Raw genomic sequence first — 24,192 nt, 5'->3', positions numbered from 1 at the left:
CATGTGAGAGTAGGTCATCGCCAGGCATTTAATTCAACGAAAGGCTTATCCGTAAGGGTAAGCCTTTTTTGTTGCCTGAAACAAAAGCACCAAATGAGTTGGCAACCACATTAAAAAGCGATGGCTTTCTCATTTTTTAACTGATACTAACTCTAAGCCGAAGCAGCGAGCTCATCGTCAAGCATAGCTTTTTCCAATTCAGAATTAGGATAGCAGCCTAAAATCTTGAGGTATTGGCAGTGCTTTTCCGCATCTTTCAGAGCATTCATAACCTCAGGCTGTTCAATGTGTCCTTCAATATCCGCATAAAAAAGCTCATGCCAGGGCATTTCTGGTATCGGGCGTGATTGTAGTTTGGTTAACACAATATTCTGAACCTTAAATTCATAGAGTACATTAGCCAGAGCACCTGCATTTTGGTCGGTAGAAAATACAAATGATACTTTGCATGGTACTTCTTGAGGTAATTGCTGTGACTCTTTAGCAATGACAATAAAACGCGTATAGTTTTTTCGGCTATTGGCACTATTTCTTTTAACAATGCTCAATTGATACATGTCGGCAGCAAACTCGTTTGCAATCGCGACCGTTCCAATCTCGTTACGACGAATGACTTCTTCAATTGCTTCGGCACTGCTGGAGCAATACTCGATTTTCCAACTCGGGTTTGCAGAGAGCAAGTCATTACATTGTGTAAGGGCTTGTGGATGTCCTAGAACTCGTTTGACTTGCGAGAAACTGGTATTACTACCAACAAGACTATGATTGATCTCCAAAATTTCTTCACCGACGATGCTGATTGCTGCTCCTTGGAGTAAATCATAAACCTCGACTATTGACCCTGATGTGGTATTTTCAATCGGTAAAATACCTAAGTCCATTTCTTCTTGAGTTACGGCTGTAAGGATTTCTTTAAACGTTTTGTAACCGAAAGGAGACGGCTGTATATTTTTCTCGGATACATATTTTAGTAGTGCTTGGTGGCTGTAGGAACCCTGGTCACCCAGAAAAGCGATCCGCGCTTTTTTTACTGATTGACTAATTTTCATTTGATACTGTTTTTTTACCGAATATTCGATCAAAAGGTCAAATACTTGATGAACTAAATGAGGGTTTAATCCCAGTTGACGACCAAGCTCCAGTTTCTTTTTTAATAGTTCTTTTTCTCGGTCAAGATCACGAGTAAGAGAGCCTGTAGCGATTTTGTGAGAACCAACTTGTTCACAAATTTTCGTTCGTTTCGCTAATAAATCTAAAAGCTCCAGGTCGATATGATCGATTGACTGTCTTAATTCGTTAAGTTTTTCGTTAGTTAACATATTGACTCCTTCAAAAAAAAACCTCCCATTTGGGAGGTTTTTAAATGTGAATGTGCGCCTCCCAATTACTAAAGGATATTAAAAAAGTAAAAGAAGACGAGATTGATTATCATGAATTCAAATTAAGAGCTGAGAGAAAGAAAGTCAATAAAAAAGCCCGGCGGGGAGCCGGGCGTACCATAACTGGATGGAATAAATAATGTAACAACCAAGACTGGGAAACCCTTACATCTACATCAAATTGAGCCTCTAAATAGACTGAATCTGTTTTGAGATAGGTGGGGTCCCATTTTCAGTATAGTTGAATTTCGGGGATGTCAACTTTTGACAGTTTGAATGTATTTATTATTGTAAAACAATGAGATAGTTTTAAATAATGGTGAAAATGTTTTTCATATACGATCTAAAGTAATTAAAATTATTATTATATATAATAAAAAACTATTAAAAGCAGGAGGGTTTTAACCCTCCCGTGTTATTGTTTTAATGACGCAAAGAGTCCTGTTGCATAGCGGCAATAATCACCTGTTAAAATTTGTTGATGAATGGGCTGCATGTCGTTAGCCATATAGCGATCTTTATCGTAGAAAGCCACTGAACTACGAATATGTTCAAACGCCCATTGCAATTTGGGTGAGGTTTTTAATGGTGAACGAAAATCAATTCCTTGTGCAGCGCAGAGCATTTCCACTGCCAAAATACCCCCCGTGTTTTCGCCCATGTCCGTTAAGCGACGTGCGGCGAAAGTTGCCATACTGACATGATCTTCCTGGTTGGCCGAAGTCGGTAAGCTGTCTACGGAAGCAGGATGAGCAAACGTTTTGTTTTCGCTGGCAAGTGCTGCTGCAGTTACTTGTGCAATCATGAAGCCAGAGTTGACACCACTATCATTAACGAGAAATGCGGGTAAACCACTCATATGTTTATCCATAAATATGGCAATACGCCGCTCTGAAATTGAGCCTACTTCTGCAATAGCTACTGCGATGGCATCGGCCGCCAAAGCAACTGGCTCGGCATGGAAATTTCCGCCGGATAAAATATCACCTTCTTCGGTAAATACCAGCGGATTGTCGGATACCGCATTGGCTTCAATTAATAGGGTTTGTGAGGCATACCTTAATTGATCCAAACAAGCACCCATCACTTGTGGCTGGCAGCGGAGCGAGTAGGGATCCTGTACCTTATCGCAATCTTTATGGGATAAGTTAATCTCGCTGTCGGCCAATAACTCGCGATAGAGCGATGCGGTATCAATTTGTCCTTGATGGCCACGAACCTGATGAATCCGATGATCAAATGGTGTAACACTGCCCATCAATGCATCAACACTTAGACTTCCAGCCACCATAGCCGCAGCAAAGTTATTTTCGGCAAGGAACAGGCCTTTGAGCGCTAACGCGGTAGAAGCTTGAGTTCCGTTAAGCAAAGCTAAACCTTCTTTTGGTGCCAATTCAAGTGGCTCCAGAGCGAGTTTTGATAAAGCTTCGCTAGCGGGTATTACTTCATTTCGAAGACGAATTTCACCTTCTCCGAGTAACACTGCGCTCATATGTGCCAGGGGCGCCAGATCGCCGGAAGCTCCGACCGACCCTTTTTCAGGAATAACCGGGTATGCTTCCGCATTGAGCAGTTGGATTAACAGCTCCACTGTTTGTAAACGAATGCCGGAATGTCCTTGCGACAAGCTGTTGATTTTCAGTGCCATTAACAGGCGAACCGTTGCATCATCTAGGCTTTTACCGAGGCCTGCGGCATGTGAAAGTACCAATGACTTTTGTAACAGGCTCAGTTTGTCGTTTGGAATGCGAGTTTGTGCTAACAGTCCAAAACCGGTATTGATGCCATAAACAGTTTGACTTTTGTCGATGCAATCTTGAACGGTTTGTGCTGAGCGATTGATTAGCTCAACTGCAGAATTGCAAAGCTTTAATTGAACAGGCTGTTGGTATATGTTTCGCAAATCCGCTAATGTTAATTTGCCGGGAACCAGTTCTATGCTATTCATCGCTCACTCTCAGTCATTCAACATGGGTAAATTCAAATGGTTTTCTTTGGCGCATTGCTGGGCAATTTCATAACCTGCATCAGCATGACGCATCACACCCGTAGCCGGGTCATTCCAAAGTACTCGCTCAATGCGTCGGTCTGCCGCTTCAGTGCCATCACAGCAAATCACAACACCGGAATGCTGAGAATATCCCATACCTACGCCTCCACCATGATGCAATGATACCCAAGTTGCTCCACCAGCAACATTTAACATGGCGTTCAGCAGTGGCCAGTCAGAAACAGCATCGGATCCGTCTTTCATACTTTCGGTTTCTCGATTTGGACTCGCAACAGATCCGGAGTCTAAGTGATCACGGCCAATGACAACAGGCGCTTTCAGTTCGCCATTACGAACCATTTCGTTAAAAGCCAACCCCAATTTGTGTCTTAAGCCTAATCCAACCCAGCAAATGCGAGCTGGCAATCCTTGAAAGCTGATGCGCTCTCGTGCCATATCGAGCCAGTTATGAAGATGCGGATCGTCGGCGATAATTTCTTTAACTTTTTGATCGGTTTTATAAATATCTTCTGGATCACCAGAAAGTGCTGCCCAGCGGAATGGTCCAACTCCTCGGCAAAAAAGAGGGCGAATATAAGCGGGTACAAAACCAGGAAAGGCAAAGGCATTCTCGATACCTTCATCAAATGCCTGTTGGCGAATGTTATTGCCATAATCCACAGTTGGAATATTCATTTCATAAAAGGCGACCATTGCCTTCACTTGTTCCGCCATTGATTTACGAGCTTCGCGAGCAACGACTTCCGGTTCGCTTTTGGCGCGCGAACGCCATTCTTCAACGGTCCAACCTTGAGGCAGATATCCGTTTATTGGGTCGTGCGCCGAAGTTTGATCGGTTACCAGATCCGGTTTGATACCGCGTTTCACCATTTCTGGAAACACATCGGCGGCATTACCAAGCAAACCGATGGATATGGCTTCTCCTTTTTCAAGAGATTCGTTAAGTAGCGTCATCGCTTCATCAATCGTTTGGGCTTTTTTGTCTACGTAGCGGGTGCGTAAACGGAAATCGATACGGGTTTCGTCACATTCAACGGCGATCATCGAGTATCCAGCCATGGTCGCAGCTAACGGTTGCGCACCACCCATTCCGCCAAGGCCACCAGTCAATATCCATTTGCCTTTGGTTTCGCCATTGAAATGCTGGCGACCTGCTTCAACAAAGGTCTCATAAGTGCCCTGAACGATGCCTTGACTACCAATATAGATCCAGGACCCTGCCGTCATCTGGCCATACATCATTAGGCCTTTCTTATCCAGTTCGTTAAAGTGCTCCCAATTAGCCCATTGTGGTACCAGGTTAGAGTTGGCAATCAAAACACGTGGCGCATCCGCGTGCGTTTTAAAAACGCCAACAGGTTTGCCTGACTGTACCAGTAAGGTTTCATCGTCATTAAGGCTTTGTAATGCTTCTATGATTTTGTCGTAACACTCCCAATTACGAGCAGCACGGCCGATCCCACCGTACACCACCAGACTTTGAGGGTGCTCGGCAACTTCAGGATCAAGGTTGTTCATCAACATGCGCAAAGGCGCTTCGGTTAACCAGCTCTTAGCCGATAACTTTGTACCATGGGGTGCACGAATTTCTCGGGTTTTGTCAATGCGATTGTCGTTCATTGCGTCACCTTTACATTGAGTGAATGTTTAGATTGGACAAAGTATAAAGGATTAACCTGTATATACAAGTTGTTTTAGTTGTATTTTTCAATCAGTTAAATACCAAAGTGAGCTTGTATAAGTTGCTAAAATAAACCTGGTGTTAGCTCTTCAGCCTGCAACAATCTGACAGGCTGATTCAGTTGTATGGAGAGTTGTGGCAGTTAGCTTTTGGGTGTAAACCGACTACTAAGTCGATAGCGTTTGCCTGGATGGTAAAGCTTGGCATAACTGACAGCCTTATCGAAACTCCAGGTGATTCGAGTCAACAGCAGCACAGCTTCTTCATCTTCCAACTGCAACAAATTATAGAATTGCTTTTCCGGCACTATGGCTTCAATGATATGCTCTGCCTCGGTCACAGGAGCAATTCGCGTTAGGTATTCATTCGGTGTGATTGACTTGAAGTTTTGTTGTAAGTATTCACCGGCAACCAGAGGATTAATAAAGCGCTCTTCAACTTGTACCGGATCTTCGTTTTGATAGTGCACTATGATGGAGTGGAACAGCATGGCATTCTCTTCGAGCTCAAACAGTTCCCGTAACTCAAGACTGGCAGGAATTTCGCTCATTTCAACCAGCTGTGCTTTATGTTTGTGTCCTTGCTCGGTAATTTCGGTTTTAATGTTTTTAATTTCCAGCAAAGAGCTTTGATGCTTTTCTTCCGCAACAAATGAACCTTTTCCGCGAACCCGAAATAGGATGCCTTCGGAGTCGAGTTCTTCTAGCGCACGACGAGCGGTCATTCGACTGACTTGACATAATTGCACTAACTCATTTTCGGAAGGAACCTGCTGGCCAGCTTGCCAGACACCGTTTTTAATCCCATCCATGATATGGCGCTTTACTTTCAAATAACGAGATTCAGACTTCTGCATAATCGGTACGGCTGATTGTATAGACAAGAATTTGAGGCAGCGATGGTATAAAATAGCGAAATTTGAAGCAATCGAAATCGCTGAAGTATGCAATATTACCAAAAATTATCGACAACCGATTACGTCACAAAAATCGAAAATGCCTCATTTCCTGTAGATGAATTCAACCACATGGCCCATGCTAGGCTGGCTGCGGAGTATTATTGGCAGTTAGGTTATAAAGATGGGTTGAATAAAACATTAAGTTCTATTAAAAATTATGCCACTCAAATCGGTGCACCGGATAAGTTTCATGCGACGGTTTCTTATGCGTGTTACCGGTTATTAATTGAAAGGATCATCGGAAAGGCTCATAACTGGTCAGAGACTGAGCCATTGTTGAGTGATTTTGCTACCAACACACATGCATTGATTGCCGATTTTTATACCGAATTTACGCTTAACTCAGAAGCTGCGCGAAAGCGATGGCTGCATCCCGATAAACAACCGTTTTATTCAGATGGGCGTTTGCAAGTTGAGCCTTATGAATGGCGTGAAGGATCGGTTCCGCTTGTGATCAGCTTGCCGCATAACGGGACCTGTCTTTCTCCGGAAATGTTGTCGTCTGTTACACCTGAGGCGAAAAAAATGAAAGATACCGACTGGTATTTGCGCCAACTGTATGACTTTGCACTGGATCAGGGATGTTTTTTGATATGTCCCCAATATTCACGATATGTCATCGATTTAAATCGTCCGTGCGATGGACAAGAACTTTATCCAGGTGCGAACAATACGGAGTTGTGCCCAACCACTAGCTTCGATTTAACCCCCCTATATTTGCCATCTAGTACTCCTAAAGCCGATGACATTGAACATCGTATTTCTCGTTACTGGCAGCCTTACCATCAAAAATTGAATCTGGAACTTGGTCGGCTGGCACAGCAGTTTGGTCAAGTGATTCTAGTAGAAGCACATTCCATTGCTTCTAGAGTTCCTCGTTTTTTCGAGGGACAGCTTCCCGATTTCAATTTTGGTACCAATAATGGCGTCAGTTGTGGTGATAGCGTGCGTCAATGGATCGATTCATTTGGGTGCGGTAACTATTCCAAAGTGGTCAATGGTCGATTTAAAGGTGGTTATATTACGCGTCACTACGGTCAACCGGATAGAAACATTCATGCCGTACAATTGGAGTTGTCACAGGCAACTTATATGGATGAAAACAATTTAAGTTACCATCACGAAAAAGCAGCGCAAGTTCAGCCTGTGCTTGAGTCGATGATTGCGGGGTTACGTAGCCTTTTGTAAGACATTCGATATCCAGATGCAAATAGAGTGGATATTGATTATGCTTTATGTATCAAGGATTGAAAGGTGAGCTTGTTTTGTCGCATTTAAAACGTGTAAAAGTATTGGCCAGCCAGTTGGAAGTTGGAATGTTTATTTCTGACATTGATCGAGACTGGAGCGAAACCAACTTTCTTTTACAAGGGTTCACCATTCAGGATCAAGAAGATATCGATTCGGTTAAGAGTCAGTGCGAGTTTGTGTACGTTGATTTTCCGAATGAGGAGGTCTACAAACAGTTTCGTGCCAACACCACCGTTTCCCATACTATCCGAAGTAAATTAAGTCGCGAATTAAAAAGCGAAGTCAGTATTCAATCTGAAATTCGTCCAGCGACGAAATCCTATCGTCGCTCGAAAAAGCTGGTAAAGAGCATACTCGATCGGGTGATGTTAGGAGAAGACTTTCAAATTGCGGCAGTTAAAGAACACGTCAAGGAGTGTGTACAGAGTATCGTTCGCAATGAAAGTGCATTATTAATGCTAACATTAATCAAGCAAAAGGATGATTACACGGCTGAACACTGTTTAAATGTTGGTATTTTGTGTATTGCCTTTGCTAAGTTTTTAGGGTTTTCTCAGGAGCAAATGGAGGAAATTGGCATTGCGGGTATGTTGCATGATATTGGAAAAGTTAAAGTTCCCGATTATGTTTTAAATAAACCAGGGAAGTTGAATCCAGAAGAAATGGAGGTGATGCGCAGTCATGCCGAACTTGGCTATGACATTTTGCTTAAAAAACGTGATGCGTCACCTGCGGCGATTGATGTCGCGTACACTCACCATGAACGCTTGGGAGGAACGGGGTATCCGCGGGCTTTAACGGATCAACAAATCTCGACCTTTTCTCGAATTGTAGCCATTGTTGATACCTTTGATGCGATAACGTCCGACCGATGTTACGATCACTCTCGCAGTATTATGGATGCTTATAAAATACTGATGTTGGGGCGTGATACAGATTTTGATAATCGACTCGTCACACAGTTTATCGAGTGGCGTGGCATTTATCCTCCAGGCTCCATTGTAGAAATGGAAAACGGTGAAGTAGGCATTGTTATCGCAACCAATCCTCGGTTTAAATTGCGACCTAAAGTGTTGTTGGTCCTCGATGAACGGAAGAAACCCAGGGAGCGAGAGCGTATTATTGACATGTCAAAGATTGATTTAGACGCTTCAGCCCAAACATACCGTATAATAAAGGCGGTCCCTAATCGAGCATTTGGCGTTGATCTTCAAGAATATGTGGACCGAGGGTTGAAGATCTCTGCTGTTTAAAAAGGTTTAATTATGTCATTACAAGCGCACCTGAAGCGACTGAAAGAAATATTAAGCGAAGAAGATCGAGCGTCGTTCGAAGCGCTCAGTGAAAGAGTGAGTCAATCAGGAGGCGATTTTTCGTCATTATGTGAAAGTGATCGCGCTTTTATCCGCCATATGGATGAAAAATACGGTGACAAAATACGCGCTTTGGCTTTGGAGCATGTGGAAGAGGTTGTCGCTGAGCAATCGGATATGGAAGATGATAATCAGCAAGTCGTCAGTGATGAGTTCCCACTGTTAAAAACGGAGTTTGCTGATTATGTGAAAGACATGTTGCTACGAGAATTGGGACAGCAGTTTCCAGATCTTAAATCAGCTGTGAACTACGCCTTCAAAAGCAAGTGGTTGCCACAAGAGTTGCGTAACCCGGATGTTTGTGAAACTTTGTTTGAACGCTTCTTTTCTGATATTGAAAAAGCAAATGAGTGGCGATACCAATTGCAAGGGCAAAAAATGGACACTAATAATAAAACCATGGCGGTTGGTTTAACTTGGTTTATGTACATTTACCAATTGAAACAGTGGGCAGATAAATACCAATAACTAACGTTAGCGATAAATTGGTCGGAAAATGTGAAACGTAAAAAAGGCGAGTAGTCACTCGCCTTATTCATTTCGGTAGCACCTAAAGCCCGATTAACTGAACAAAAACATGAGCAGTAACGCTAATACGATAATAATTCCCATTTTAACTCCTTGTCATTCATGTGTTTTCTATATGAGGGTTACTCGTTTTTTTTACTTATTCAAGCACTTTGAAAATGGTAATGCAATGACATCGTATCGGTGATATTTACGGAAACGAAATTGTAACCAAATTCAAAAGAAAGACCGTAGCTTCCTTATAAAATGAACAGTCTTAACTGTTGAAAACGTCTTTCGATTAAAGCCTTAGTGCTCCATCCACTTCGATCACTCGGCCACTTAAGTAGTCATTGGTTAAAATAAACTCTACCGTTCGTGCAATGTGTCCGGGTTTGCCCATTTGTTTCAGTGGAATGGTTGCTTTGATTTTGTCCAGTATCTCTGGCTTGATGGCCTGTGTCATTTCAGTTTCAATAAAGCCAGGCGCAATGGCAGCACTTCGAATACCGTAGCGCGAGAGCTCTTTTGCCCAGGTTGTGGTGAGCGCTGCTACACCAGCTTTGGCAGCAGCGTAGTTGCTCTGACCAACATTACCATGACGTGAAATAGAGGAGATATTAACAATCACCCCCTCGGATTTGTTTTGAATCATGTGTTTGGCTGCTTCACGACCGCAAAGGAACACGCCGGTAAGGTTAACATCGATCACCTGTTGCCAGCTGCTCAGACTTAACGTATCAACGACCTCATTATTTTTGACTTTGACTAACAGCCCATCTCTGGTAATTCCTGCATTATTAACGAGGCCATCAATTCGATGAAAGTGAGCAACTACTTTGTCAAAAGCTTGAATGACTTCCGCTTCGTCTGCGATGTTTGCCGTAAAACTTTCCACCGGATATCCCTGTTCATTCAACTTTTCTTTGGCAAGAGCTAAAGATTCGGAATTGATATCGATCAGTGCCAGCTGAGCACCTTGTTGCCCAAGACGTTCCGCAATGGCAAACCCCAAGCCTTGCGCACCGCCTGTGATCACAATAACTTTATCTTTTAAATTCATAGTGTTACCTTTATTTTGCCCCTGACGACTGGCAGGTGAATATTCTTATTGGTGCAGTGCAGTATAGTATAGTGCTTTAATGTTACCTTTCGATGAAGTTTTAATCCAGCGCAATTCATTGACCTGGTTTTTAACTTTGATATTGATGGATGTTCGTTAAGCGAATAAAAAAGGGTGCCGTGCACCCTTGGTAAATCAAGTTGTGACCTAGTGTAACCCAAGAACCGATTTTCCTTGCTTGAATACGATGTCTACCGGAATATTGGCTTCGGTTAATTTGTTTAACTCGGCTTGCAAATCTGCGGTAATGACACCTTTGGTTTCAAGCAGGTTTTTAGCGCCTAGATAGTCGCCATTTCCTTGCAAGGTTAGCAACAAATTCGAAAGCTCGTTCATGGCTTCGGTCATCTTGTCGAAGTCGACGCTATAACGACCACTTTTTGCATCTACTTTAAAGGCCCCTTTTTCTTTGAAGAAGTTAAAGCGTACCATATTCGCCTTTCCGTGAGCGGAAGAGGCGCCAAAACGAACGGAACGAAAAATACCTGCGAGGAAAGTAACGTAATTGTCCATGAGTTTACCTTCCGTAATTTCGCCTTTGTTAAACAGTTCAGTAATCATATAAAGACCAAGAATATCGGCTTTGCCTTCTTCTAGGGCAGAGGCCGTTTCTTTTAATGCCGTGCGTACCATGCCTTTGTCGTTAATGGTGTTTTTGATACCGAGGCCATGCGCGACTTCGTGAAACATGGTATTCGCGAAGAAAGCATCAAAAGTAACGTATTCTTGCTGCTCTTCTGCGATCAACTGCTTAGAGATGGGGACCAATATCTTATCGAATTTAGCGCGCATTGCGTTTTTTAATTGCAAACGCCGTGTGCCTTTTGCTAGTTGAACTTCTTCGTCGTTCGGCAGGTTGATTGCGATGGTTTTGGAACCAGCGTTTGAGTGACCTGCGTAATAAATTACGTCATATGCGTTAAGATCAGCGTCGGTACCCGGCATTTCCTGTTTGTACTTTTCATCAACCGGTAACCCTTTTTGCAACTCGGGTAAAAAAGCGGCAAATTTTGCCAGTCGCTCACTCCAAGCCAGATCTTTAATCAGCACATAAGCTTCGAATGCCGAGCGATAACCCAACAGCTGATCTTCGTAGGTTTCAATGGGGCCGATCACCAGCTCTATTGGATTGGTTTTCATATCCATCCAGGCAAAATCTGAAGGTTGGTAGTCATTGCTCAACAACGCTTGAGCGCGTAGCTTCAGGTAGTTTTTAAACTCTGTATTTTCAGCGAGTTCGGATGCTTCTCTTAGTAGTTGAGCGGCTTTTACCAGCGATTCTTTAAACTTGACGTTATAGGGAACCAGTTGTAATTCACCATTTTGATTTCTCTCGACCATTGTGTAGAGTTCAGCGAACTTGTCGGTTGCCAAGGTCTCGGTATTGGCTTTGCGCCAATTTTCATATTCCTGTTTGCTCATATCTTGAGGATAAAAGCGAGCGCCTAATGGTTTTTCACCAAACCCAGCTAAAAAGGGTTGATCGCCTTGGAGTCGGTCCCATGGGCCATAGTTGATGTCGGCAAAGTAGCGAGCGTTGTCATTTGCAATTTGACCAAGCAGTTCCGTTTTGTCGCCATAAGCTTGTTGCCAAAAAAGGTCGTCCATAATTTTACTGGCATCAATTAACAGCCCTAGCATTTTTTTCTGGTTATCCGTTAAATGCGAAAGGTCGCTGGTTAATGTAAATTCTGCATAAATGCCAAAGCGACTGTCGTCGATAACGGAGTATTTTTTAGGCTCATTAACGCTAGCTTCAACGGTTGTAGTTTTTTCAGCGGCAGCGGGTGTATGCTCGCTCGACTCTTGCTTTTGGCAGCCCGACAAAGTTGTGGCGATGGCTATTGCTAGGATAAGTTTGTTCTTCATGGAAAATCCCCAAAGTGAATTTATTTTTTTATAAACCTGCGAACTATACCAAGAAACATTCTTCAAAGGTACTAACCAGAAAAATTGCGACTTAAGCGTTTAAACTAGGCTGGAACGGAATTTCTGTGTGCTTTGCATCAGTTGTATTGGATAGGGAATAAAAAATGGATTGTCCATTAAGTGTTCGAGTTTAAACTGTTGGATTAACTGACTAAGATGAGCGTGAAATAGAATCGAAATCCACTGATCGCTGTCGGTACGTCGTAAGCTTTTAATTATGAGTCGCAATGCCGAACGAGTGGCAGCATCCTGACTTTCACTGAACTTTTCTAACACACTAAACGCTTGGTTGATGCGAAAAGGATATTGCAATAGTCGGGCTAATGTCATTAGAAAGTGGTGCTCAGTATCGCGGCCAGATTGCCACTGATTGAGTAGGTTGGTGAGCTGTCGTGTTTGTTGTGGATCCAGTGCAAGAAATAACTGCCGATGATGGTGTAAAAATGCGCGCGCACCATTTTCTTCATTGAGCTGAATGTCATGAAAATATCGGCCTATTGTAAAACAATGAAGCAGAAAGCGGTGGCGAAACTCGTCGTTCAATATGTCGTGATCATCGATCATTGCCAGGTAAGGTCGTTGCTTATACAGCAATCGGACAAAGTAACCGGCACCGTAACGCCGAGATTGATCGCGTTTGTCGATTAACGAAGTATCTTTTTGACCACAACTGGGTGAACCGCTTTTGCTCACTAGGCCCGCAATATAAGGGTTATCGTCAACAAACCGGGCGACCATTTTTTGCATAGCAAAACTGTGATTGGTGTGAGGCGGGTCTACTTCCTGTAACTCCAGCCCCATTTTTGCGCGCACCAATTGAACGGGAGGGCGAGGAACCGACATGCCAGAAGCGACCTCCGGGCAAACTGGACAACTCTCAATCGTTGGCGATAATACCTCGGTGAGATAAGTCAAATGTTTATGGTTACCGTTGTAACGCACTCTTTCGCCCAACAGGCAACTGCTAATTGCTACTTGCGGTCGGATCATAAAACCAACTATATTGTCCTTTAATGGTCTGAACAAAGCATAGCAGTTGTATCATGTTAGATAAATTAAAAGCGTTTTTTGAAAAGCATTTACAAATTGAAAGTGCCACACCGGAGCAAGTTGAGCACTCTCTGCGAGTGGCGGCTGCCGTGTTAATGATTGAAGTGATGAAAATGGACTTTGAAATTAAAGACGAAGAGCAAGAGCAAATCTTGTTATTGTTAAAACAAGAATTCGATTTGACTGAAGAAGATGCAAAAGATTTATACGAAATTGCAACCGATAAAGCTTTATTTGCAACTGACTTTCACGAGTTTACCCGAATACTCAATGAGCATTACCAACTTGAGCAAAAAGTGCGTTTGATACGATTACTATGGAAAGTCGCTTTGGCGGATGGAAAAGTGCACGCCTATGAAGAGCATCTTATTCGTCGTATCTCTGATTTATTGCATTTACGTCACAGCGAGTACATACAAGCCAAATTGGCCGAAGTTCACTCAATGGAATAGAGACTATAGCTGAAACTCAATTGCTTCGGGTATGTTTATCCGCTAAATAAAATATTCTCGGCATGCTCAATGCTGTCCGGATCACCCGATAATAAAACGATATCTCCCAGATGTAATAAAAAATTGCGATCGGGTGGTGTATACGACTGTTTGCCACGTTTGACTGCTTCAATATAGATGCGTTCTGGAAGCTTGATTTGATTTATGGCACGGCCAATAGCAAAAGCATTACCCGTTAAAACAACCGCATGCAATTGTTCATGATGTGTTTGAAGGACACGCATTAAATCCGACGACTCACCATGAAAGAAGCTTTGCAGTAAATGATAGCGGTCGTCACGAACCTGCTGAATTTCATCGATAATTTTTTTCAACGGTAAGCCCAATGTGTAGAGCACCTGACCCACCAACATCAGGCAGGACTCCAGCGATTCCGGAATCACTTGGCTGGCACCGACTCGTAAATAGGTTTCCATGTTGCTGTCGTCTTTGGTACGAACCATAACTGGGACTTGCGGATAATACAGGCGGGTGATAGCCAGCAAATCCAAAGTGGCTTTCTTATTATCGAAGGTAATCACCACCAGCCTCGCGTTTTCGATTCCGGCCGCGTGTAGAATACTGCGTCGGGTTGCATCTCCGTAGTAGATGGCCTCTCCAGCAGTAGAGGCTTCCCGAACTCGTTTCGGATCCAGATCCAGCACGACCGAAGTGATTCCCAGTCGATCCAGAAAGCGTTTGATGGTTTGTCCATTTCGGCCAAAGCCACAAATGATCACATGCATAGAGAAGTCTTTAACTGCTTCGGCAATCAGTTGCTTAGCTTGGCTTTGTTCTTTTGCCTGTTGCCGAACGCCGAAAAGTCGACGCGTAATATCTCCGGAATAGCGGATCATAAAAGGCGAAGCGAACATACTCAGCACACCTACCGAGAGAATGATTGAGGCGAGATGTTCATCGATGATGGCTTGCTGGCGGGCGATACCGATTAAAACGAACCCCAGTTCACCCGCTTGGGCGAGAATTAATCCGGCTTTAAAGGTGTCTTCCAGTTTTTCTTTCATCGCCAAAGCAATCGCCATGACTAGCACCAGTTTTATAGCTATGAAGGCCAGTAACAGCAAAAATATGAGGCCCCAGTGTGCGACCAATGTTTCAATATTAATTAGGGTGCCAATGGTGATAAAAAACAGCCCCAAAAGGATATCGCGAAATGGTCGTATCTCGGTTTCAATCTGATTTTTAAATTGAGATTCGGCCAAAAGCATACCGGCCAAAAATGCTCCGAGAGCCATAGATAAACCCAACCAGTGGGTAAACCAGGAGGCAACCAGAGCTACTGTAAGGCTCGTCATGACGAATAACTCATCGCTGTGCGACGCCGCCACTTCATGGAACAAACGTGGCAGTAACCACTTGCCTGCGGTGATAATCACAAGAAACGCGCCGACGCCTTTTAACAGAGCTATCGACACGGAAGTGGCGATCATTTCGGTATTGGCAGTCGCCAAAATGGGTACCAAAATTAAGAGTGGAACGGCGGCCATATCTTGAAACAGCAAGGTGGCGATGGATAAAATTCCATGTCGTTTATTGACTTCTTGCTGTTCATTCAGTTGCTTGGTCACTATGGCGGTAGAGGACATGGCGAGGGCTGCACCAATTACCAAGGCAATCGATGTATCAATGGAAAACATCATCTGGATCGCGACAAATACCAAAGTACACAACAATACCTGAAAGGTTCCCAATACCAGAACCTGAGTTCGCATAGCGACCACACGGGGCAAGGAAAACTCAAGCCCCAGCGTAAACAACATAAACACCACCCCAATCTCTGCAATGATGTGAGCGTTGGAGTCGGGGCCAAAAAATTCGAGTCCCATTTGACCGAGCGCGAGCCCAACCATTAGGTAGGCCAAAATAGTGGGTAATTTGTATCGTCGAAAAAGTGCAACCAAAAGCACACTGCTGGCCAGTGTTACCAATAGCTGTGCGTACAGAGAATGCTGCATTCGGTTGAAGGTTCCTACTTACTGGTTGATCGAGTTGACGTTTTTTCTTTGTATTTCTTAAGTTTAGACACTTTTAAGGAGATCGGTAGCAACCCGTAGTTTCAGCAATGCAAGGTTCAGCAACAATTCAGTTTGGTTTTCGTTTAATGGCCGTTATGGTGATTAAAAGGAAATCGAATATGAAACAGAAAACACTGATTTTAACCATGACATCCTTACTGTTTTCGGCAACGGTAATGGGCCAATCGCAGAAACCAAGTACAGTAGACACACTGCGGTCTGGAGTAGTTGCAAGCGTTAGTACTGACGGGCGCAGTGAAAAATCTGCTGAGCTTGCTACAAACTATGTTGAGCGCTCTGCAAAACGTCAATCTCAGGCAAAAATCATTAAGGAACTCTCCGCAAATGTGCAAAAAAATGTCGAAAAAAACAGAAAGCCGATTTCAAGTGTTGTTCGGACCAAACGCGAGCAATCACCCGTAACCTCAATCAAATCACATAACTTTGAAATTTACGATGCTCGCAGTTATTTACTTGATGATATCGATGGTGATGGCTACTACAGCGAATTCCGTATTAGCTTTGATGCAGACACCGTTTTTAGCTGGGCTGAAGTGTATGCTCGTATGTATATCAGTCGTAACGAAGGCCCATGGGAGTTGTACCATACTACCGATGTGTTTGAGATTAATGGCTCGGATTCAACAGACGACTACCACGTCACAACGGTATTGAATTTCGATTATCCCACCGGTGACTACGATATTCTCATTGATCTTTACGAATACGGTTACGAGGGCATCGTCGCCACTTACAGTTCCTACGATGATGTGGATTTGCATTGGTTGCCTCTGGAGGACCGATCGTATGAAAGCAATTACGGTTCGGGCTTCTGGTTTTATGACATCAGCACAGACTTGCTTGATGATGTAGACAACGATGGTTATTACAGTCGGTTCGCTGTTTCTTTTGATGTCGATTCCGACTACGCAAGCTCTGATGTTTACGCCGAAATTTACTTTTTGAACGAAGATCGTGAGTGGGAGTTCGAATATTCGACCGCTGACTTTACCTTGGAAGGAGACTCTACGCTTGACACACAACATTTGGAGTTTGAGTGGCAATCCGGTTACCCAAGTGGTCACTATGATTTCAAAATTATCATTCGTGATGCCTATTCCAATGAGCGACTGGTTGAAACCTACAACGAGTTTTATGCACTGAATGGGGTTCCCCTTGAGTCTTTAGATTACGATGATGGGTACGACTCGGGTGCTGGCTCGGGTTCTGGCTCCAGCCACGGACATGGCAGTAGCTCCAGTTATGAAAGTGGAGGAGGAAGCTGGAGTTTCGTAATGATGCTTGTGTTAGGCATCGGAATGTATCGCAACGTTCGTAAGTAGTGTGTAACACCTAAACACGGATGTTTAGGTATTTTTTTAGAGTCATTGTTTTTACTTAAGTGTGAGTGGTATAAATTCGTATTCCATTAAGCTCAAATTATCCATATAACCAAAACGTATTTCTCATTTTTTCTCATCACTTATAAAGTCAAACAACTGGAGACGTGCTGCAATTTGCAGTAACTCATTTTTTGATTAAAAGTAAAGTAACCGCAAGCAAAGTTTAATTTATGCAAAACTCAATTTTAGTGATTATTAACGTGATTATTGTGGTGCTCATTAGAGCAACGCGGGGTCTGTTATAGCACTAAAAAAGTAGCAGAATGTAAAAACCCCCGCATCGAAAGATTCGGGGGTTTTTTGTTTTCATGGGTTCGCGTTTTTTGAAATTATAAAGGTCGTAATAAACGCTTATGAGCATTGAAACGATAACAGGGGCTGAATACATCGTAAAGGCATTGAGCCAGTCGGGTGTACAAACCATTTTTGGTTATCCGGGTGGTGCCATTATGCCGGTGTATGACGCGCTGGTTGGCAGCTCATTGCGTCATATTTTGTGTCGACATGAGCAGGGCGCCGCGCTGGCAGCCGATGGGTTTGCTCGCGTTTCAGGTAAGTTGGGTGTGTGTCTTGCAACTTCTGGCCCTGGAGCTACAAATCTGGTGACCGGGCTGGCGAATGCCTATATGGACTCGGTGCCCATGCTAGCCATTACAGGACAAGTTGCGAGTCCGTTAATTGGTACAGATGCGTTTCAGGAAATCGATATTTTGGGTGTGACGCTGCCCGTAGTTAAACACAGCTATTTGGTGGAGTCGGTAACGCAATTGCCGCAAATTTTGAACGAAGCGATGCACCTGGCAATCAGTGGCCGACCTGGACCAGTATTGATTGACGTACCAAAAGACGTTCAATTTGCGCCGTTTTCACCCAGTGAATTCACGTTGGTAGAAAGCGAGTCGGTGTTAATGGATATGACCGATTTGAGCTGTGCTAAACATCTCATTTTAAAAGCGAAGCGACCTCTCGTTTATGTTGGTGGTGGTGTAGGCATTTCAAAAGCAGAAGAAGAGTTGCGTCAATTATTAAGGCGGTGGCGCGTGCCTTCGGTTTCTACGTTGAAAGGTATTGGTAGCTGTGGCGATGATGAGTTCTTTTTAGGTATGTTAGGTATGCACGGATTGAAAGCGGCGAACCTTGCTGTGCAAAGTTGTGACCTACTGATTGCACTAGGTGCTCGTTTTGATGATCGTGCGACCGGCAACCTGGAAAAATTTGCGCCCAATGCCAAGGTGATTCAATTTGATATTGATCCGGCCGAGATCGATAAGTTACGACAGGTTCATGTTGCCGTTGAAGGTGACGTGAAACGTTCGCTTCAACAATTGTGTGATCAAATTTCGAGTTTGGATATCGAAGAGTGGCGAGAAAGTTGTCTTGAAAACAAAAAAAATTATGCTTGGCGTTACGATGCACCCGGTGCCGGAATTTATGCACCAAGGTTTTTAAATGCATTAACGAAAGCATTACCGTCTAACTGTGTTATCAGTTGTGACGTTGGGCAGCACCAAATGTGGGTGGCACAGCATTGTCAGTTCGATAACAGTTCGCGTCATTTATCTTCGGGTGGGTTAGGCACCATGGGGTATGGTTTACCGGCTGCAATTGGCGCTCAGCTGGCAGAGCCGAATACCTGCGTCGTTAACGTGTGTGGCGATGGATCTTTTGCGATGAATTTGCAGGAGTTGATGACGCTGAATCGATACCAGTTACCGGTAAAAATTGTTTTGATCGATAACCAAAGCCTCGGCATGGTACGGCAATGGCAACAATTATTTTTTGCTGAGCGATTTAGCGAAATCGATCTATCCGATAATCCCGATTTTGTCGCGGTTGCTCAATCTTTTGGTATTCCGGCAAAAAGAATCACCCATCAATCTGAAGAGTCGCAAGCCATCAAATGGTTACAGAAGCAAACTGGCCCTTGCTTATTGCATGTTTGTATCAGCAGTCGGGAAAACGTTTGGCCACTGGTTCCACCTGGTGCAGCAAATTCGGAAATGTTAGAGGACACCCCATCATGAAAGCTCTGATCCATATGCAATTGAGTAATCAACACGCCAGTTTGGAGCGAGTGTTACGAACAATTAGACACCGAGGCTTTCACATTACTGGAATGAACGTTATGGAAATTCCAGAATGCGCACAGTTCGATGTCACGCTGCGAGTTTCCAGTAACCGCAGCTTACCACTACTGACGCGACAGTTGGATAAGTTGTTCGATGTTACGCATCTCAATGTATTGGATGGAGTCAGTTATGCACAATCCGCTTGAAAACAATAAGCAAAAGGCTCTGTCTCTTGTATTGTACGACACGACATTGCGTGATGGCTCGCAAATGCAGGGTATTCGATTTTCGGTGACGGACAAGCTTGCCATTGCCCGCATGTTGGATGAGTTTGGTGTGCACTATATTGAAGCCGGTTGGCCAGGCGCGAACCCAACCGATGACGAGTTTTACCAACACTTAAAACAAAAGCCTTTGCGACAAGCAAAGTTAGTTTCTTTTGGTGCAACCTGTAAGCCAAATGTTCAAGCCAAAGACGACGAACAACTGAAAAAATTATTAGCGGCCGACGCGCCTGTTGTCACTTTAGTGGCTAAGTCTTCACGCTTCCATATTGAGCAGGTGCTTAACACCTCTATTGAAGAAAACTGTCGCATGATTTTTGATTCGGTCGCATTTTGTAAACAGCAAGGTCGCGAAGTTTGGGTTGATGCTGAGCATTTTTTTGATGGTTACTCTGATGACTCAGAAACATCCGAACGGTGTCTACAGGCGGCGTTAGACGCCGGAGCGGATGGATTGGTTTTATGTGATACTAACGGTGGATGTTTGCCATCCGACATACACGCTACTGTACTGAAGTTGAAAAAAACATTTCACTGCAAATTGGGTATTCATGCCCATAACGATTGTGAGTTGGCGGTGGCTAATGCACTTGCTGCGGTTGAAGCGGGCGCCTGGATGGTACAAGGAACGATAAACGGCTATGGAGAGCGCTGCGGTAATACCAATTTGATTTCATTGTTGCCGACCTTGCAGTTAAAAAAGAATTATTCGTTAGTGAGTGATAAACAATTGGCTCGATTGACCGAGCTTTCGCGCAGCGTGGCGGGGCGATGTAATCGTACTCCGGATCCTTTCGCTCCTTATGTGGGTAACTCGGCGTTTGCACACAAAGCCGGATTACACGCATCCGCCGTACGTAAATTCAGTCACAGCTATGAACACGTTGCACCGGATTCAGTTGGTAATCAACGGCATATTTTGGTTTCAAATCAAGCGGGTCGCAGTAACTTGCAACAAAAAGCCGATGCGTTTCAGTATCCGGTTGATGATTTATCAACTGCATTATCAGTCATTAAAAACAAAGAAAAAGCGGGCTTTCAGTTTGAAGAAGGCGATGCTTCGTTAGAACTGCTCTTGCGAAAAATGCGCAACAATTATGTGAAACCATTTTCGGTTGAAGAGTTATCGGTTCACAGTTTGAAGCGTGGTCAGGAGCCGGGGCTACATCATGCGTCAGTTAAAGTTTTGGTTGGTAAGCAAAGTGTTTGGGCTGCTGGCGAAGGTCGTGGCCCAGTAGAAGCCATCGATCGAGCATTAAAAGATGCTCTGCATCGCTTTTGGCCGCAACTAAAGCTTAGCAAATTATCCGACTACAAAGTGCGCATTTTAAACCCTGAAGCGGCAACTGGCGCGAATACACACGTTTGGATCGAGGCCAATTATCAGGAACAAGTCTGGAATACCATTGGCTGTTCTCCAAGCATAATTGAAGCCAGCCAACAAGCGCTTTGTGATTCACTGGAATTTTTTATTTTAAAAAATGAACACCTGTTCAAACTACCGCAATCGACACAAAACGAAGGAGCAACCCATGGCCATCAAGCAGCCTGACTTAATCTGGTTTAACGGTAATTTAATTCATTGGCACGACGCCAAAGTGCATGTGTTAAGTCATGCGATTCACTACGGCTCTTCTGTCTTTGAAGGTATTCGTTGTTATGAAACGCCCAACGGCTTGGCCATTTTTCGATTACGTGATCATGTAAAGCGGTTGTTCGATTCGGCAAAAATATATCGAATGGAGTTGCCTTTTTCTCTGGAGTCTTTAGAGCAGGCTTGTCGCGACGTGATCACAGAAAATCGCTTGGGTTCTTCTTACATTCGTCCGGTCGCTTTTCGCGGTTATAAGTCTATCGGTGTTTTACCTTTTGAAAATCCGGTGGAAGTTGCGGTTGCTGCTTTTGAATGGGGTGCCTATTTGGGTGAAGACAGTTTAGCGCAAGGTGTGGATGTGGGAGTTTCCAGTTGGAATCGTGTGGCTCCCAATACGATACCGACGACGGCTAAAGCCGGTGGTAATTACTTGTCGTCACAACTGGTCGTCGAAGAGGCAAAGCGACATGGGTATGCGGAAGGGATTGCGCTCGATACCAATGGCTATATCAGTGAAGGCAGCGGCGAAAATATTTTTGTTTTACGAAACGGAAAATTGTATACACCGCCTGCATCCGCCGCCATATTGCCCGGAATAACAAGAGATACCGTCATTACTCTGGCTGAAGAGGCTGGCTACAAAGTTGTCGAAGCGAACATTGCTCGCGAAGCACTTTATCTGGCAGACGAAGTGTTTATGACGGGGACTGCTGCCGAAATTGTGCCGGTTCGAAGTGTTGATGGTCAAATCGTAGGTGCCGGTTGTCGCGGAGCGGTGACTGAAACGTTGCAAAAAATGTTCTTTGGATTGTTCGATGGTTCTACTGAAGACAAATGGGGCTGGTTGGATCGTATTTATCTGGAGGAACCTTGTGCATTGGTGAGTAAGAGAGCTTGATAATCAGTTACGAGTTACGAGTGGCGAGTCAAAAGCAATTAAATTGTGCTTGACTTGTATGCTGTAAATTTTAGCTTGGAAAACTCGAAACTCGAAACTCGAAACTCGAAACTCGAAACTCGAAACTCGAAACTCGAAACTCGAAACTCGAAACTCGAAACTCGAAACTCGAAACTCGAAACTCGAAACTCGAAACTCGAAACTAAAATAACTACCGGATTTATGTTATGCCACATTATCGATCACGACGATCCACACACGGCCGCAATATGGCCGGTGCTCGCGCGCTCTGGCGCGCAACAGGTATGAAAGACGACGATTTTGGTAAACCTATCATTGCTGTTTGCAATTCTTTTACGCAATTTGTTCCAGGTCATGTTCATCTTAAAGATCTCGGGCAATTGGTGGCGCGTGAAATTGAAAAGTATGGAGGTGTGGCAAAAGAGTTTAATACCATCGCTGTGGACGATGGTATTGCCATGGGGCATGACGGCATGTTGTACAGTTTGCCTTCGCGAGAGCTCATTGCTGACTCAGTAGAGTATATGGTCAATGCGCATTGTGCCGACGCCATGGTGTGTATTTCCAATTGCGACAAAATCACTCCGGGCATGTTAATGGCGGCGATGCGGTTGAATATTCCTACCATTTTTGTATCAGGTGGCCCCATGGAAGCCGGTAAAACACGCTTAGCCGATAAAGAGTTAAAACTGGATCTGGTCGATGCTATGGTTGCCGCAGCGGATGATTCGGTTTCCGATGAGGATTGCGCAACGTTAGAGCGAAGTGCATGCCCTACCTGTGGATCGTGCTCCGGTATGTTCACTGCTAACTCTATGAACTGTTTAACCGAAGCGCTGGGTTTGGCGTTACCCGGCAACGGCAGTTTGCTGGCGACGCATGCGTTGCGAAAAACCTTGTTTGAACAGGCTGGGCGACAAATTGTTGAGCTTACGCGACGTTACTATGAGCAGGAAGATGATTCCGTTTTGCCGCGTAACATAGCTAACCGCAACTCGTTTGTTAACGCGATGCGAGTGGATATTGCAATGGGCGGTTCATCCAATACTGTGTTGCATCTATTAGCAGCGGCTTATGAGGGTGAAGTGACATTTACAATGGAAGATGTTGATAAGTTATCCCGTAGCACACCGCATCTTTGTAAAGTCGCTCCCAGTTCTAAACAGTATCATATGGAAGACGTGCATCGAGCTGGAGGGATTATGAGTATTCTCGAGCAGCTTCACGAAAAGAATTTGCTGACAACGGATCAACAGACCGTCTCCGGAAGCACAATGTTGCAGCAAATAAAACGTTGGAGTTTAACTCAACAACAAGCGCAACAATTTTATAGCGCAGGACCTGCTGGTATTCCAACGCAAACAGCGTTCAGTCAAAACTGTTATTTTGATAGCGTCGATGCGGACCGAGAAAATGGCTGCATTCGAAGTATCGAACACGCCTACAGTCAGGATGGTGGATTAGCGGTTTTGTTCGGTAATTTGGCACCCAATGGCTGTATTGTCAAAACAGCCGGCGTTGATGAGTCGATTTTGCATTTCCGCGGCAAAGCGAAGGTGTTTGAGAGTCAAGATGCGGCCGTCGATGCTATTTTAAATGATCGCATAACGGCAGGTGATGTCGTGGTTATTCGCTACGAAGGGCCCAAAGGCGGGCCTGGAATGCAGGAAATGTTGTACCCAACAAGTTATTTAAAATCGAAGGGGCTGGATAAAGTTTGTGCGCTAATTACCGATGGTCGCTTTTCCGGTGGTACTTCCGGATTATCCATCGGGCATGTTTCACCGGAAGCCGCCAACCAAGGAACCATTGCTCTGGTAAAAGACGGCGACTGGATTGATATCAATATTCCACAAAGACGCATTGAGCTTGAGCTTAATGAAGATGAGCTAAACGACCGTCGTCAAACAGAGCAAATGTCTGGGATCCCTTGGCAAGCCAAGCAACGTGAGCGATCGGTTTCGCGAGCGTTACGCGCTTACGCCAGTATGGCAGCTAGTGCTGATATTGGTGCCGTTCGATTACTTGGTGATTGAAACGCAAAGAAATACTTAGAAACAATTTTAGCTCGCTCCATTTAATTGAACAATTTAGACTGGGCGCATTTTCTGTCTCTCCAATTTTGAACTGAATA

18 protein-coding genes are annotated in these 24,192 nt (G+C 44.2%); 10 read left to right on the top strand and 8 right to left on the bottom strand.

Annotation, left to right across the window (positions count from 1 at the left end; genetic code table 11):
• Positions 1-152: 152 nt before the first annotated feature.
• From pheA to hutC, 4 genes are all read right to left on the bottom strand, one after another.
• Positions 153-1,319, bottom strand: coding sequence for a prephenate dehydratase (pheA, locus tag ACTUJY_RS08710; RefSeq protein WP_463615692.1), 1,167 nt, complete (start codon positions 1,317-1,319; stop codon positions 153-155).
• 475 nt (positions 1,320-1,794) lie between these two features.
• Positions 1,795-3,327 (bottom strand): histidine ammonia-lyase, encoded by a 1,533-nt coding sequence (gene hutH, locus ACTUJY_RS08705; protein ID WP_463615691.1) that lies wholly within the window; start codon positions 3,325-3,327, stop codon positions 1,795-1,797.
• A gap of 9 nt (positions 3,328-3,336) precedes the next feature.
• Positions 3,337-5,010 carry a urocanate hydratase gene (gene hutU / locus ACTUJY_RS08700; protein ID WP_463615690.1) on the bottom strand — a complete coding sequence of 558 codons (1,674 nt, stop codon included), beginning with the start codon at positions 5,008-5,010 and terminating at the stop codon, positions 3,337-3,339.
• A 203-nt stretch (positions 5,011-5,213) separates the two neighbouring features.
• On the bottom strand, positions 5,214-5,927 hold the full coding sequence (gene hutC / locus ACTUJY_RS08695; RefSeq protein ID WP_463615689.1) for a histidine utilization repressor: 714 nt from the start codon (positions 5,925-5,927) through the stop codon (positions 5,214-5,216).
• Between the two features lie 87 nt (positions 5,928-6,014).
• Here hutC and hutG point away from each other — a divergent pair, with 87 nt between their 5' ends.
• From hutG to ACTUJY_RS08680, 3 genes are all read left to right on the top strand, one after another.
• Positions 6,015-7,217, top strand: coding sequence for an N-formylglutamate deformylase (gene hutG / locus ACTUJY_RS08690; protein WP_463615688.1), 1,203 nt, complete (start codon positions 6,015-6,017; stop codon positions 7,215-7,217).
• Positions 7,218-7,294: 77 nt separating this feature from the next.
• Positions 7,295-8,533 carry an HD-GYP domain-containing protein gene (locus ACTUJY_RS08685; protein WP_463615687.1) on the top strand — a complete coding sequence of 413 codons (1,239 nt, stop codon included), beginning with the start codon at positions 7,295-7,297 and terminating at the stop codon, positions 8,531-8,533.
• 12 nt (positions 8,534-8,545) lie between these two features.
• Positions 8,546-9,121, top strand: coding sequence for a hypothetical protein (locus tag ACTUJY_RS08680; protein WP_463615686.1), 576 nt, complete (start codon positions 8,546-8,548; stop codon positions 9,119-9,121).
• A gap of 340 nt (positions 9,122-9,461) precedes the next feature.
• On the opposite strand, the gene ACTUJY_RS08675 is transcribed toward ACTUJY_RS08680, so the two are convergent.
• The 3 genes from ACTUJY_RS08675 to ACTUJY_RS08665 all read right to left on the bottom strand — a co-directional run bounded on the left by ACTUJY_RS08675 (position 9,462) and on the right by ACTUJY_RS08665 (position 13,202).
• Positions 9,462-10,223 carry an SDR family oxidoreductase gene (locus tag ACTUJY_RS08675; RefSeq protein WP_463615685.1) on the bottom strand — a complete coding sequence of 254 codons (762 nt, stop codon included), beginning with the start codon at positions 10,221-10,223 and terminating at the stop codon, positions 9,462-9,464.
• A 207-nt stretch (positions 10,224-10,430) separates the two neighbouring features.
• Positions 10,431-12,152, bottom strand: a complete 1,722-nt coding sequence (locus ACTUJY_RS08670) for a dipeptidyl-peptidase 3 family protein (RefSeq protein ID WP_463615684.1) — start codon at positions 12,150-12,152, stop codon at positions 10,431-10,433.
• A gap of 99 nt (positions 12,153-12,251) precedes the next feature.
• Positions 12,252-13,202 (bottom strand): 2-thiouracil desulfurase family protein, encoded by a 951-nt coding sequence (locus tag ACTUJY_RS08665; protein ID WP_463615683.1) that lies wholly within the window; start codon positions 13,200-13,202, stop codon positions 12,252-12,254.
• A gap of 53 nt (positions 13,203-13,255) precedes the next feature.
• On the opposite strand from ACTUJY_RS08665, the gene ACTUJY_RS08660 reads away from it, so the two are divergent.
• A complete protein-coding gene (locus ACTUJY_RS08660) occupies positions 13,256-13,714 on the top strand; it encodes a tellurite resistance TerB family protein (RefSeq protein ID WP_463615682.1) in 459 nt (152 codons plus the stop codon).
• A 35-nt stretch (positions 13,715-13,749) separates the two neighbouring features.
• Here ACTUJY_RS08660 and ACTUJY_RS08655 read toward each other — a convergent pair whose 3' ends face one another.
• Positions 13,750-15,729: a cation:proton antiporter domain-containing protein gene (locus ACTUJY_RS08655; protein ID WP_463615681.1), complete on the bottom strand. Its 1,980-nt coding sequence runs from the start codon at positions 15,727-15,729 to the stop codon at positions 13,750-13,752.
• A gap of 179 nt (positions 15,730-15,908) precedes the next feature.
• On the opposite strand from ACTUJY_RS08655, the gene ACTUJY_RS08650 reads away from it, so the two are divergent.
• The 6 genes from ACTUJY_RS08650 to ilvD all read left to right on the top strand — a co-directional run bounded on the left by ACTUJY_RS08650 (position 15,909) and on the right by ilvD (position 24,094).
• Complete coding sequence (locus tag ACTUJY_RS08650; RefSeq protein WP_463615680.1) at positions 15,909-17,132, top strand: choice-of-anchor H family protein; 1,224 nt, start codon at positions 15,909-15,911, stop codon at positions 17,130-17,132.
• A gap of 413 nt (positions 17,133-17,545) precedes the next feature.
• Positions 17,546-19,216 (top strand): acetolactate synthase 2 catalytic subunit, encoded by a 1,671-nt coding sequence (ilvG, locus tag ACTUJY_RS08645; RefSeq protein WP_463615679.1) that lies wholly within the window; start codon positions 17,546-17,548, stop codon positions 19,214-19,216.
• A complete protein-coding gene (gene ilvM / locus ACTUJY_RS08640; protein ID WP_463615678.1) occupies positions 19,213-19,467 on the top strand; it encodes an acetolactate synthase 2 small subunit in 255 nt (84 codons plus the stop codon). Before ilvG ends, ilvM begins: the two co-directional genes overlap by 4 nt.
• On the top strand, positions 19,451-21,097 hold the full coding sequence (gene cimA, locus ACTUJY_RS08635; RefSeq protein ID WP_463615677.1) for a citramalate synthase: 1,647 nt from the start codon (positions 19,451-19,453) through the stop codon (positions 21,095-21,097). Before ilvM ends, cimA begins: the two co-directional genes overlap by 17 nt.
• Entirely contained in the window at positions 21,078-22,037 is a 960-nt protein-coding gene (locus tag ACTUJY_RS08630) for a branched-chain amino acid transaminase (RefSeq protein ID WP_463615676.1), read from the top strand. Before cimA ends, ACTUJY_RS08630 begins: the two co-directional genes overlap by 20 nt.
• A gap of 227 nt (positions 22,038-22,264) precedes the next feature.
• The gene (gene ilvD, locus ACTUJY_RS08625; RefSeq protein ID WP_463615675.1) at positions 22,265-24,094 is read left to right on the top strand and encodes a dihydroxy-acid dehydratase; all 1,830 of its coding nucleotides are present in this window, start codon (positions 22,265-22,267) and stop codon (positions 24,092-24,094) included.
• Positions 24,095-24,192 lie beyond the last annotated feature (98 nt).

It is taken from the genome of Pleionea sp. WD8-19, from assembly GCF_055326765.1.
This window is presented reverse-complemented; position numbering and strand designations above follow the sequence as displayed.

Excerpts from the sequence above, each read along its gene's own strand:
- pheA (WP_463615692.1), bottom strand. The coding sequence starts at position 1,319 with ATGTTAACTAACGAAAAACTTAACGAATTAAGACAGTCAATCGATCAT.
- hutH (WP_463615691.1), bottom strand. The coding sequence starts at position 3,327 with ATGAATAGCATAGAACTGGTTCCCGGCAAATTAACATTAGCGGATTTG.
- hutU (WP_463615690.1), bottom strand. The coding sequence starts at position 5,010 with ATGAACGACAATCGCATTGACAAAACCCGAGAAATTCGTGCACCCCAT.
- hutC (WP_463615689.1), bottom strand. The coding sequence starts at position 5,927 with ATGCAGAAGTCTGAATCTCGTTATTTGAAAGTAAAGCGCCATATCATG.
- hutG (WP_463615688.1), top strand. The coding sequence starts at position 6,015 with ATGCAATATTACCAAAAATTATCGACAACCGATTACGTCACAAAAATC.
- ACTUJY_RS08680 (WP_463615686.1), top strand. The coding sequence starts at position 8,546 with ATGTCATTACAAGCGCACCTGAAGCGACTGAAAGAAATATTAAGCGAA.
- ACTUJY_RS08675 (WP_463615685.1), bottom strand. The coding sequence starts at position 10,223 with ATGAATTTAAAAGATAAAGTTATTGTGATCACAGGCGGTGCGCAAGGC.
- ACTUJY_RS08670 (WP_463615684.1), bottom strand. The coding sequence starts at position 12,152 with ATGAAGAACAAACTTATCCTAGCAATAGCCATCGCCACAACTTTGTCG.
- ACTUJY_RS08665 (WP_463615683.1), bottom strand. The coding sequence starts at position 13,202 with ATGATCCGACCGCAAGTAGCAATTAGCAGTTGCCTGTTGGGCGAAAGA.
- ACTUJY_RS08660 (WP_463615682.1), top strand. The coding sequence starts at position 13,256 with ATGTTAGATAAATTAAAAGCGTTTTTTGAAAAGCATTTACAAATTGAA.
- ACTUJY_RS08655 (WP_463615681.1), bottom strand. The coding sequence starts at position 15,729 with ATGCAGCATTCTCTGTACGCACAGCTATTGGTAACACTGGCCAGCAGT.
- ACTUJY_RS08650 (WP_463615680.1), top strand. The coding sequence starts at position 15,909 with ATGAAACAGAAAACACTGATTTTAACCATGACATCCTTACTGTTTTCG.
- ilvG (WP_463615679.1), top strand. The coding sequence starts at position 17,546 with ATGAGCATTGAAACGATAACAGGGGCTGAATACATCGTAAAGGCATTG.
- ilvM (WP_463615678.1), top strand. The coding sequence starts at position 19,213 with ATGAAAGCTCTGATCCATATGCAATTGAGTAATCAACACGCCAGTTTG.
- cimA (WP_463615677.1), top strand. The coding sequence starts at position 19,451 with ATGCACAATCCGCTTGAAAACAATAAGCAAAAGGCTCTGTCTCTTGTA.
- ACTUJY_RS08630 (WP_463615676.1), top strand. The coding sequence starts at position 21,078 with ATGGCCATCAAGCAGCCTGACTTAATCTGGTTTAACGGTAATTTAATT.
- ilvD (WP_463615675.1), top strand. The coding sequence starts at position 22,265 with ATGCCACATTATCGATCACGACGATCCACACACGGCCGCAATATGGCC.